We start from the raw sequence: 10,405 nt of genomic DNA, 5'->3' as shown, positions 1-10,405 counted from the left end.
AAAGCTCGATTCCGACTCTCGCCAGTACGGACCGTGGGAGACTTCTCGTCCCGCCCCTTCTACCCAAAGCGCCAATATGGAATTCATCGACAAGATCGACGATAGATGCAAGCCAGCGCAAAGGTAGACCCCGACAAGCACCTAAACCCTAGCCCCGAGGATTTGTTATGACAATCCTTACCTCGCAAACGGTTGTTGGCATTGATGTCGCTAAGGCCGAAATCGCTGTATATCGCTCTGATCTGCAAACGATAGATACCGTTAAGAATGATCGAACAACCCTAAAACGCTGGCTTAAAACGTTGCCCGCCCAAAGCGCCATTGCCATTGAAGCTACCAACATTTATCACCTGGACACCGTCGACTTGGCTCATGCGATGGGGCATCAGGTTTATGTCGTGGATGCTTATCGGGTAAGTAACTATCGTCGCGGCATTGGGCAGCGAGCCAAGAACGATCCTTGTGATGCTCGTTTGTTAGCGCGGTATTTGACCAATGAGCAGCACGAGCTGCGGCTCTGGTGTCCCCCTCCAAAGGCCTACACAACGCTAAAGAGCTTGCTTCATAGACGTGCGACGCTGGTCAGAAATCATACCGCTCTGATGTTGAGCTGGATCGACGAGCCTCTGCTGAAGGAAGCGCTGGCCACTCAGCAAACAGCCTTTGAGCAAGCGATCAAGGCTATTCAGAAACTGCTACGAAAGGTCAGCAAAGACTCAGGAATTGCAGAAAACATCGTCCGTTGTAAAGCCATCGAAGGCGTAGGCGAGCTGGTCGCAACCGGACTGGCCACCAGTTACATGCGGGGCAATTTTGCGAACAGCAATGCATTTATTGCGTTTTTGGGAATGGACCTGAGGGTGGATGACTCTGGCAAAAAGAATGGCCCCCGGTATCTAACCAAGAAAGGCGATCCAGAGATAAGGCGCTTAGCTCACATCGCTGCGATGACGGCCTCTCGCTCGCCTAGATGGAAACCCTTCTACGAGTCATACCTGGCAAGAGGCTTTTCAAAAACTCAGGCATTGGTGGTGCTTGCCCGTAAGCTCTGCCGAGTTGCATTCGCTCTGATGAAAAATCAGAGCGAATACCAGCCGAAGCCGATGTTGCAGGGTTGCCCTGCAACATAGAATCTCCCACAGGAGGTTAGCGGCGAATGAAAATCGGTGTACCACCGAAGACCAATGTGGGAGCGAGCCTGCTCGCGATGACGGCAGATCGGGCGACACAAAACCCTAGTGCAACCCCTCGCGAAACTGCCCCGGTGTCATCCCGGTCCAGCGCTTGAACGCACGGCTGAAGCTGCTGGCGTCGGCAAAGCCCAGCAGATATCCGACTTCGCTCAATGAGCAATCGGGGTCGCGCAGGTGCAGCAGCGCCAGGTTTTCCCGGCATTCGTTGAGCAGCGCGTCGAAGCGGCAGCCTTCATCGGCCAGGTGTCGTTGCAGGCTGCGCAGGCTCAGGTGCATCGCCTGGGCGATGCGTTCGGCGCTGGGTTCGCCTTCGGGCAACTGGGCCTCGATGGCGGCGCGTACCTTGCGTTCCCAGGTCAGTGGCTGGAGCTGGGCGAGGGTGCGCTTGAGCACTGTTTCGTTGTGTTCGGCCAGTTCCGGATTGGCGTCGTCCAAGTGCCTGTCGAAATCGGCCAGGCCGAATTCCAGGTAATCCTGGCCGGCTGAAAAATGCACCGGTGAGCGGAACACTTTATGCCAGGGGCCGGGATCCGCCGGCTCCGGACGCCGCAGATATACCGCCAGGGGCGCATAGTCACGGCCCAGCCGGTTGCGACAGGTGCGCACGTAAATCGCGGCGAAGGCATCGATGGCCTCGAAGGCTGGGGCCGGATGGGCCTGGGGGGCATCGAGACTGAAGCGGTAGCGGTCTTCGCAGCGACGCAGTTGCAACGTCAAGGCATCGCTGACCACCGGGTGATAGCGCACGATCCGCTCGAACACTTCCCGCAGGCTGCCGCTGGCCACCAGGGCATAACCCAATGCATGGAATGTGGTGGGGCTGACGAAGCGCGACACCCGCAGACCGATGGCCGGGTCGCCACTGGCTTGTACCGCCAGCGTCCACAGACGCGTGGTGCCCGAGAGCGGGTAGCGGGCGTTGGGGTCATCCATCAACTGCGGGTCGAGGCCAGCCTCGACGCACAGCGCGTGGCTGTCCAGGCCCAGTGCATCGAGCTGTTTGCGCAGGGCGCGGGTCCAGCTGGCGAGGGTGGTCGGTTCAGTCATGACGATTGGCGCTTGCGGTCAACAGGTTGGCGTTTACGGCTACCACCCTGTGGAACCACGCCCGTCAGGATGAGCACATCGTTACTAGAGGATGTAAGCCATGCATGGCACTTGCGCAAGTCCCGACCGATTGAATGCACAACAACGAGCTGCCCATATTCGCCAGGTGGTGTTGGCCCGAGGCGATGAATTGCGCCGGCGTTATCCGATCCTGCGGCATCAGGACGCGCTGGGGGTGTGCATCCTGGCGTTCGCCCTGGCCGGGATGATCGGATCGGCCCTGCTGTACCTCAACGGTCACCTGGACGGCTGGGCATGCCTGCTGCTCAACGCGTTTTTCGCGTCCCTGACCCATGAGCTGGAGCATGACCTGATCCACAGCATGTACTTTCGCAAGCAGCGCCTGCCCCATAACCTGATGATGGGGCTGGTGTGGCTGGCGCGGCCGAGTACCATCAACCCGTGGATCCGTCGACACCTGCACCTCAATCACCACAAGGTCTCCGGCAGCGAAGCCGACATGGAAGAGCGGGCCATCACCAACGGGGAGCCCTGGGGGCTGGCGCGATTGCTGATGGTCGGCGACAACGTGATGTCGGCCTTCATCCGCCTGCTCCGGGCCAGGACATGGGCCCACAAACGCAGCATTCTCAAGCGCACACTCAAAGTGTATTTCCCGCTGGCGCTGGTGCACTGGGGAGCCTGGTATGTGTTTCTCGGTTTTCACGGGGCCAACGGCATTGCCGGCCTGCTCGGCACCGCGATCGACTGGTCCGCCGACACCCTGGCGGTGATGCACGTCATCGACATCGCGGCGGTGGTGATCATCGGTCCGAACGTGTTGCGCACTTTTTGCCTGCATTTCATCAGCTCGAACATGCACTACTACGGCGACGTCGAGCCGGGCAACGTCATGCAGCAGACCCAGGTGCTCAATGCGTGGTGGCTGTGGCCGTTGCAGGCGTTCTGCTTCAATTTCGGCAGCAGTCACGGAGTCCATCATTTCGTGGTGAAGGAGCCGTTCTACATTCGTCAATTGACGGTGCCGGTGGCCCACGAGGTGATGCGGGAGATGGGCGTGCGGTTCAATGACGTTGGCACGTTCGGGCGGGCGAATAGGTTCGTGCGACAGGAAGGTGTGGTGCGGAGGGAAGGGAAGGCCGTTCGGGTTTGAGGAGCACAATTTCAGGGATAAAAAACAACTTGTGGCGAGGGGATAAATTCCCTCGCCACAGGTTGCCGTGGGTGACCTGAAGAATGAGTCAGAATTGGTAGCTCACGGTAGCCGCCACGTTGCGTTCTTCGCCCATGTAGCAATAACTCAGGCTGGCGCACGAGGCCACGTAGGTTTCGTTGGTCAGGTTGTTGGCATTCAGGCGCACGTCCATACCCTTCAAGCCGACCTTGCCCAGGTCATACCCCACCGAGGCGTCGAACAGCGTGTAGGACGGCACCTTCATGGTGTTTTCCGCATCCGCCCAGCTGTAGCCGACATAACGCACGCCGCCGCCCAGTCGCAGGCCATCCAGGGCGCCGCTGTCGAACTTGTAGTCGGCCCATACCGAAGCCATGTGGCGCGGGGCCTGGGTCGGTGAGTTGCCTTTGTTTTCGATGATGTCGCTCGGGGTGCTCAACGTGCTGACCATTGACTTCGAGTATTCGATGTCGGTGAAGGTGTAGCTGCCCAACAGCTTGAGCTGCTCGGTCAACTGCAGGTGCGCTTCCAGTTCCAGGCCCTGGGAACGTACGGCCCCCACGGCACGGTAGAAGTTTTCCTGGGGCAGTTTGGTCGCCAGGTTTTCCTGGTCGATGCGGAACAGCGACGCCGTGTACAGGTCATCCGTGCCCGGTGGCTGGTACTTCAGGCCCAGCTCCCATTGCTTGCCATCGGTCGGCGGCAGCGGGTTGCCGGCGCTGTCGGCATAGGAGTTGGGGTTGAACGACTCGGAGTAGCTGATGTATGGCGCCAGTCCGTTGTCGAACAGGTACAACGCTCCGGCGCGGCCGGTAAGCTTGGTGCGCTTGTCGTTGATTTCGGTGCCTTGCGGGCGACCCGATTCGGCGATGCGGTTTTCATCCGAGGTCTCGACCCAGTCCTGGCGCAGGCCGAGAGAGAAGCGCCACTTGTCCATTTCGACCAGGTCTTGCAGGTAAACGCCGGTCTGCTCCAGACGCCGCAGATAACTGGTAGGGCTGAAATAGGTGATGGCCGAGTTGCCATAGACCGGATCGAAGGCATTGATCGGTGCCAGGCTGCCGCTGGTCCAGTCGACCACGGTCTTGCGGCGCTGATAATCGATGCCCGTCAGCACGGTGTGCTTGGTCGCGCCGGTGAAGAATTCGGCTTGCAACATGTTGTCGACGATGAAAGCGTGGAGCTTTTCTTCGGCGCCGGTGTAGTAGCGGTTCAGCTCGTTGCTGGTGGGCGTCGTCCAGCCGTAGGCGTAGACCTGATCGTTCTTGACCTCCGAATCCAGGTAACGGAAGTTCTGCCGGGCAGTGAAGACATCGTTGAAGCGGTGCTCGAACTGGTAGCCGAACGATTGCTGGTCACGCTCATAGCGATCGACGCCGGGTTCACCTTCGAAGAAGTTTTCGGAAATCCGTCGGCCGTTGCGCTGGTGCAAGGTACCGTCGGCCGGCATGCCGCCGTGGTAGCCGCCGTCGGGGTCGTGCTGCAGATAGGCCTGGAGGGTCAGCGAAGTGTCTTCGGTGAAATCGATGCTCACCGTGGGCGCGAGGGCGAAGCGTTTTTCCTTGTTGTGATCGAACTGGGTGTCGGAGGTGTCCGCCAAACCGATCAGGCGATAAGCGATGCGCTTGTCATCGTCCACCGGCCCGGTGAAGTCGAAGCCTACACCACGCTGGCCCTGGGTGCCGACCGTCGCCTGGACCTGGCGATAAGCCTCGTACAAGGGTTTCTTGCTGGTGAGCGCCACCAGGCCGCCGGGAGAGCTGCGGCCATAGAGCACCGAGGACGGTCCCTTGAGGATATCGACCCGCTCCAGGAAATACGGGTCGATCTGGATGGAACTGTAGGTGCCGCTGTCGCCCATGGACTTGAGGCCGTCGAGGTAGATGTTATCCACCGAGCCATCGTTGAAGCCGCGCATCGCCACGTAGTCGTAGCGGTGGGTGGCGCCGTAGGGGTTGGTCAACACGCCTGGGGTATAACGCATGGCCTGGGACACGGTCTGTGCACCCTGGTCGTCCATCTGCTCGCGAGTGACCACCGATACGCTTTGGGAGGTTTCCCGCAGGGCGGTACTGGTCTTGGTGGCGACCTGGCTGTGGGTGGCGTTGTAGCCCTCCATGCTTCCCAGGGCATTACCCAGGGCAAACCCTTTGATATCGGTGGTTGGCAACGCCAGAGTGCTGCCCTCGGCCTCGGTCTGCAGGACATAACTGCTGCCGTCCTGGCTGACGGCAACCAGTCCTGAACCGCTGAGCAGATGGCTCAAGGCCTGGTCTGCCGAGTATTCGCCTTGCAGACCGGGGGACTGAACGCCACGGGTCTGCTCCGGGGTACTGGCCAGGGTGATACCTGCCTGGCGAGCGAATTGGTTCAATACGTCGCTGAGGGGGCCGGCCGGGATGTTGTAGCTCTGGCGGCTGGTGCTGACGCTGTCGGGGGCGGCGACCGCCAGTACCGGCGCGACGCCGGCACCCAGCGCGGTGGTCAGTAGCGCGGCGCGGATGGCCTGGCGCAGCAGTCGGGTTTGCGAGGAACCGCCGAAGGGGGTCTTGAGGTTTACGCGCTCGGTCATTTACAGGTTTCCGTTGGAGTCGCTGAAGGCAGAAAAGCGTTGATTACCTTCCTAGCCGGTCAGCCTCCCAAAACCCGCCAAAAAAAATCAGGCAGGACGTTCCACCGTGACCCACCAGCGGGTCCGATAACGTATCTGCACCGCGAGTGTGCGCGGCAGCACGGCCAGCAGCTTGTCGGTATCCTGCAGGCGGAAGACGCCTGACAGCCGCAAGTCCGCAATCGACTCGGCGCAGTTGAGGTAACCCCGGCGGTAGCGCCCCACCTCGTTGAGAAAGTCTTCCAGGCGCATGTTGCGTGTGACGATCAACCCGTCCGCCCAGGCGCCGGCATCCATGTCCAACGGCGGCGCAACGGTGGCCGTGGATGAAGTGATCAGGTAGCTCTGCCCTGCATTCACCTGGAGGGGATCCCCGTTGCTGTCAGCGTGCGAACGGATCACCACCCGGCCACTGCTGACGCTCAGACGCGTGCAGTCGCTGTCCTGGCGGACGACGAAGCGGCCCTCGATGCCTTCGAACAGTCCCTGCCGGCTTCGTACCAGCAAGGGCCGTTCCGGATCTCGACCACAGGTGACCATGATTTCACCGCGTGCCAGGTTGATCAGGCGTTGGCGGGCGGTGTAGTCCAGATCGGCTGCGCTCTGGGTGTTGAGCTCCAGGCGCGTCCCATCCGGTAGCTGGAAACCCCGTCGCTCGCCAATGGTGGTGGCGAAATCGGCACTCCACGGCTGCCAGCCCAGGTCCTTGCCCAGCCACGCGGCGGAGCCCAGCAGCGCCACCCCCGAGAGCAATTTCAGAGCCTGGCGGCGGTTGAGTCGCCGGGCGCTGTTTTCCAGGGTTTCGAGGGCAATATGAGCGCCGGGCACGGCCCTCAGGTTCGAGGTCAGTTCGCTGTGCAGCGATTGCACCCGTTGCCAGGCCAGTTCGTGTTCAGGATGAGTGGCGCGCCAGGCCTCGCACTGTTGATGCAGAGTGGGATGGGTGGCGTGGTTGCGCAGGCGCAGCACCCAGTTGATCGCCTGTTTGACCACTTGCTGCGAAGGGCCGCTACGACGGCCCATGGGTTCAGTTCTCATAACGCAACACGTAACAATGATACAGCGCATCGGCGACGTAACGTTCCACTGAACGCAACGAAACGCCCATTTGCTCGGCGATCTGTTTGTAGGTCAGGCCTTCACACTGGGCCAGCAGAAATGCCCTGCGCACTTTGGGCTTGAGGCCTTCGAGCATCCTGGCGATGGCTTCGAGCAGTTCCAGGATCAACGCCTGGGCTTCGGCGCCGGGGGTTTCGGCTTCCGGCAGATGGGCGATGGTTTCGAGGTAGGCGCGCTCGATTTCTTCCCGTCGCCAGTGGTCGATGACGAGACCCTGGGCAATGGTGCGCAAAAAAGCTTTTGGGGCCTTGAGTTCCAGCCGTTCGGTGCGCTGCAGCAAGCGGACGAAGGTGTCCTGTGCCAGGTCTGCCGCGTCCGCGGCATTGCCAAGCCGGTTGCGCAACCATGCATGAAGCCAGCCGTGATGACTGCTGTAGAGCGCCTGTACTGCAAACTCGGGAGATGACATGAACGCGACGCCCTGGATGTCACAAATGATAATAGGTCGCATTGTCATCAGCGTTCAGGGAATTTGCAACCACCATTCGACTGGCATCCTTCCGTCGCCTGATGTTTGAAAGCCCTAATTTTTTTTGCGAACTGGCCGACAGAGAATCATGCGTGCACCAAAATGGAGCGGGTCAGCTCCCGCCCACGCTGTTACATGGAACGTTGCAACCCGGAATGCACCCCAACTCTTTGCATAAGAAGCCTCATCGATGAATCTCAAGTTCAGCCATAAGATCCTGCTGGCCGCCTCTGGTGTAGTGGTGCTGGCGTTCGCGCTTTTCACCCTCTACAACGATTACCTGCAGCGAAATACCATCGGCCGCAGCCTCGAATCTTCCATCGAGCAATCCGGCGAATTGACGGCCAGCAGCGTCCAGAACTGGATGAGTGGGCGGGTACTGGTGCTGGAGAACCTCGCGCAGAACATTGCGCATCAGGGCGCCAATGCCGATCTGGCGGGGCTGGTGGATCAGCCGGCACTGACATCGAACTTTCAGTTCACCTATGTGGGCCAGGCCAACGGTGTTTTCACCCAGCGCCCTGACGCAAAAATGCCCGACGGCTACGACCCGCGTCAGCGTCCCTGGTACAAACAGGCCGTGAGCGCCGACAAAACCATGCTCACCCCGCCCTATTCGGCGGCAGTCGGTGGCCTGGTGGTGACTATTGCCCTGCCGGTGAAGAAAAACGGCGAACTGCTCGGCGTCGTGGGCGGTGACCTGAGCCTCGACACCCTGGTGAAAATCATCAACTCGGTGGATTTCGGCGGGATCGGCCACGCATTCCTGGTCAGCGGTGACGGTCAGGTGATCGTCAGCCCGGACAAGGACCAGGTGATGAAGAACCTCAAGGACATCTACCCTGGAACGCCGGTGCGCATCGAGAAAGGCATCCAGGAAGTCGAACTGAACGGGCAGGATCGCATCCTGTCGTTCACGCAGGTCGCGGGCCTGCCGAATGCGCAGTGGTACATCGGTCTGTCGATCGATGAAGACAAGGCCTATGCCCCGCTGAGCCAGTTCCGCACTTCGGCCCTGATCGCGATGTTCGTTGCGGTGGCGGCCATTGCGCTGTTGCTGAGTCTGTTGATCCAGGTGTTGATGCGTCCGTTGACCGCCATGGGCCGCGCCATGCAGGACATTGCCCAGGGCGAGGGCGATCTGACCCGGCGTCTGGTGGTACACGGCAAGGACGAGTTCGCGGTATTGGCTGGCTCGTTCAACCAGTTCGTCGAGCGGATCCACGCGTCGATCGCCGAGGTATCTTCTGCTACCCGGCAAGTGCACGACTTGTCGCAACGGGTGATGACGTCGTCCAACGCTTCGCTGGTGGGGTCGGATGAGCAAAGCGCGCGGACCAACAGCGTGGCGGCCGCCATCAACCAATTGGGCGCCGCCACCCAGGAAATCGCTCGCAATGCCGCTGACGCTTCGCAACACGCCAGCGGTGCCAGCGAGCAGGCGGACGATGGTCGTCAGGTGGTGGAAAAAACCATCCAGGCCATGACCGAACTGTCGCAGAAGATCAGCCTGTCGTGCACGCAGATCGAGACCCTGAACGCCAGCACCGACAACATCGGACACATCCTGGATGTCATCAAGGGCATCTCCCAGCAAACCAACCTGCTGGCGCTGAACGCCGCCATCGAAGCGGCCCGTGCCGGTGAAGCCGGGCGTGGTTTTGCGGTGGTGGCCGATGAAGTGCGCAACCTGGCGCACCGTACCCAGGAATCGGCGGAGGAGATCCACAAGATGATCACTTCCCTTCAGGTGGGTTCCCGCGAAGCGGTGACCACGATGAACGCCAGCCAGGCCTCCAGCGCCGAAACCGTGGACGTCGCCAATCAGGCCGGCCTGCGGCTGGTCAGCGTGACGCAACGTATCGGTGAGATCGACGGCATGAACCAATCAGTCGCCGCGGCGACCGAAGAACAGACCGCCGTGGTGGAAACCCTCAACATGGACGTCAGCCACATCAATCTGTTGAACCAGCAAAGCGTCGCCAACCTCAATGAAACCCTCAAGGATTGCGACGCCTTGTCACAACAGGCCAATCGGCTGAAGCAGTTGGTGGACAGCTTCAAAATCTGATGACCCACGGGAGCGGTCGGCCAGTTGGCATCGCTGCAAGCTGGCCGACCGCTTTCGCGAGCAAGCCCGCTCCCACAGGGACTGGTGGAGAACCCTGATTCCAGGTCCACCTCGGAACCCAGTGTGGGAGCGGGCTTGCTCGCGAAGGCGTCGGCACATTCAACATCACTGCGAGCCGATCCACCGTCATCGCGAGCAAGCTCAGCTCCCACAAAGTATTAGCGATGGTCCGGCGAACTGCGCCTGCACATTCCCCATCGCCTCATCGGCGAAACCTTGCAGGAAGTCCCTGAAGCCCGATGGAGTGTGGGCGTCGGTGTGGTCGGCGATGATGGTCCAGGTGGCGCGGCAGCGGTGGTCCGCCAGCGGCTCGACGCGCATCGCCGCCCAGAGGTTGTCGATGCCCAGGGTGTTGTAGATCAATGTCCAGGTCATGTGCATGGCCTGGTCGTCCCGGCTGTTGAGCTGTTCCACCACCAGGTTCTGCCCGTCGGTGAAGAACTTCTTGCGCAGGGACCTCACGCCCTCGCCAGTCATTTCGATGCGCGCCAGTGCCGGGATGAATTGGTCGAATCCGCCAAAATTACCCACCAATTCCCAGACCCGAGCAGCATCGGCTGCCACTTCCACCGACGTTTCGACGTGGCAGGCCTGGGGATTTTTGATCAGGGTGTCGGGTTGAAATGCAGTCATGGTCTTG

At 60.6% G+C, this 10,405-nt stretch carries 8 protein-coding genes; 3 read left to right on the top strand and 5 right to left on the bottom strand.

Features of this window, described 5'->3' with window-relative positions:
- Positions 1 to 167: 167 nt before the first annotated feature.
- Positions 168 to 1,130: an IS110 family transposase gene (locus AD666_RS12150; RefSeq protein ID WP_053147561.1), complete on the top strand. Its 963-nt coding sequence runs from the start codon at positions 168 to 170 to the stop codon at positions 1,128 to 1,130.
- Between the two features lie 105 nt (positions 1,131 to 1,235).
- Here the strand turns inward: AD666_RS12150 and AD666_RS12145 are convergent, their stop codons facing one another.
- Positions 1,236 to 2,240, bottom strand: coding sequence for an AraC family transcriptional regulator (locus AD666_RS12145; protein WP_053152008.1), 1,005 nt, complete (start codon positions 2,238 to 2,240; stop codon positions 1,236 to 1,238).
- A 100-nt stretch (positions 2,241 to 2,340) separates the two neighbouring features.
- Here AD666_RS12145 and AD666_RS12140 point away from each other — a divergent pair, with 100 nt between their 5' ends.
- Positions 2,341 to 3,414 carry a fatty acid desaturase gene (locus AD666_RS12140; protein WP_053152006.1) on the top strand — a complete coding sequence of 358 codons (1,074 nt, stop codon included), beginning with the start codon at positions 2,341 to 2,343 and terminating at the stop codon, positions 3,412 to 3,414.
- Between the two features lie 88 nt (positions 3,415 to 3,502).
- Here the strand turns inward: AD666_RS12140 and AD666_RS12135 are convergent, their stop codons facing one another.
- From AD666_RS12135 to AD666_RS12125, 3 genes are all read right to left on the bottom strand, one after another.
- Positions 3,503 to 6,007 carry a TonB-dependent siderophore receptor gene (locus tag AD666_RS12135; RefSeq protein WP_053152004.1) on the bottom strand — a complete coding sequence of 835 codons (2,505 nt, stop codon included), beginning with the start codon at positions 6,005 to 6,007 and terminating at the stop codon, positions 3,503 to 3,505.
- 87 nt (positions 6,008 to 6,094) lie between these two features.
- Complete coding sequence (locus AD666_RS12130) at positions 6,095 to 7,084, bottom strand: FecR domain-containing protein (RefSeq protein ID WP_053152002.1); 990 nt, start codon at positions 7,082 to 7,084, stop codon at positions 6,095 to 6,097.
- Positions 7,074 to 7,574, bottom strand: a complete 501-nt coding sequence (locus tag AD666_RS12125; RefSeq protein WP_053152010.1) for a sigma-70 family RNA polymerase sigma factor — start codon at positions 7,572 to 7,574, stop codon at positions 7,074 to 7,076. Before AD666_RS12125 ends, AD666_RS12130 begins: the two co-directional genes overlap by 11 nt.
- Before the next feature lie 250 nt (positions 7,575 to 7,824).
- On the opposite strand from AD666_RS12125, the gene AD666_RS12120 reads away from it, so the two are divergent.
- Entirely contained in the window at positions 7,825 to 9,705 is a 1,881-nt protein-coding gene (locus tag AD666_RS12120; protein ID WP_053152000.1) for a methyl-accepting chemotaxis protein, read from the top strand.
- Between the two features lie 201 nt (positions 9,706 to 9,906).
- Here the strand turns inward: AD666_RS12120 and AD666_RS12115 are convergent, their stop codons facing one another.
- On the bottom strand, positions 9,907 to 10,398 hold the full coding sequence (locus tag AD666_RS12115) for an SRPBCC family protein (RefSeq protein ID WP_053151998.1): 492 nt from the start codon (positions 10,396 to 10,398) through the stop codon (positions 9,907 to 9,909).
- Positions 10,399 to 10,405 lie beyond the last annotated feature (7 nt).

The sequence above is a fragment of the Pseudomonas sp. Pf153 genome (assembly GCF_001269775.1).
GTDB lineage: Bacteria > Pseudomonadota > Gammaproteobacteria > Pseudomonadales > Pseudomonadaceae > Aquipseudomonas > Aquipseudomonas uvaldensis.
The sequence above is the reverse complement of the archived record's forward strand: the minus strand, read 5'-3'. Positions and strand labels throughout refer to the sequence as shown.

Coding starts and splice junctions, on each gene's coding strand:
- AD666_RS12140 (WP_053152006.1), top strand. CDS start 2,341: ATGCATGGCACTTGCGCAAGTCCCGACCGATTGAATGCACAACAACGA.
- AD666_RS12130 (WP_053152002.1), bottom strand. CDS start 7,084: ATGAGAACTGAACCCATGGGCCGTCGTAGCGGCCCTTCGCAGCAAGTG.
- AD666_RS12135 (WP_053152004.1), bottom strand. CDS start 6,007: ATGACCGAGCGCGTAAACCTCAAGACCCCCTTCGGCGGTTCCTCGCAA.
- AD666_RS12120 (WP_053152000.1), top strand. CDS start 7,825: ATGAATCTCAAGTTCAGCCATAAGATCCTGCTGGCCGCCTCTGGTGTA.
- AD666_RS12115 (WP_053151998.1), bottom strand. CDS start 10,398: ATGACTGCATTTCAACCCGACACCCTGATCAAAAATCCCCAGGCCTGC.
- AD666_RS12150 (WP_053147561.1), top strand. CDS start 168: ATGACAATCCTTACCTCGCAAACGGTTGTTGGCATTGATGTCGCTAAG.
- AD666_RS12145 (WP_053152008.1), bottom strand. CDS start 2,240: ATGACTGAACCGACCACCCTCGCCAGCTGGACCCGCGCCCTGCGCAAA.
- AD666_RS12125 (WP_053152010.1), bottom strand. CDS start 7,574: ATGTCATCTCCCGAGTTTGCAGTACAGGCGCTCTACAGCAGTCATCAC.